The organism is Nocardia sp. bgisy118 (assembly GCF_057708605.1).
In genome coordinates, this window is the sequence record NZ_JBYISM010000088.1 from 1 (window position 1) to 668 (window position 668).

1 protein-coding gene is annotated in these 668 nt (G+C 69.8%); it reads right to left on the bottom strand.

From position 1 onward, the window contains the following. Nucleotides 1–668, bottom strand: a 668-nt coding sequence (locus AC3EO7_RS37835) for a phosphopantetheine-binding protein (RefSeq protein ID WP_435593887.1), incomplete at both ends; no start/stop codon positions are given.

The window sequence follows — 668 nt, forward strand, 5'->3', positions numbered from 1 at the left end:
ACCTCCCCGACCCCGCCGCCGGGAAGTTCCTCGAGCACCGGCGCGCCCACCCCGGCCGAGACAGCGACCTGCGCCAACCCCGCAACGGTCTTGTGTTCGAACACCTCCCGCGGCGAGATCACCACCCCCGCCGCCTTCGCCCGCGCCACCAACTGAATCGACATGATGCTGTCCCCACCGAGGGCGAAGAACGAATCATCCACCCCCACCGACTCCACCCCCAGCACCTCGGCGAACACCCCCGCCAACACCACCTCCACCGGCCCCGACGGCGCCCGATACACCCCACCGGTGACCTCCGGCACCGGCAACGCGGCACGATCCAACTTCCCCACCGGCGTCAACGGCAACACCTCGACCACCACCACCGCCGGCACCATATACGCAGGCAACCGCGCCGCCACCGCCGCACGCACCGCCTCGACATCGACGTTCTGCCCATCCACCGGCACCACATAACCGACCAGCCGGTCCCCACGACCGTCGTCGCGGACCACCACGACCGCCTGCGCGATGCCCGCACACCGCGCCAACACCGACTCGATCTCCCCCAGCTCGATCCGGAACCCGCGGAGCTTGACCTGGAAATCGCTGCGCCCCACATACTCCAGCGTGTAATCGCCACGCCACCGCACCACATCCCCGGTCCGGTACATCCGCTCCCCCGG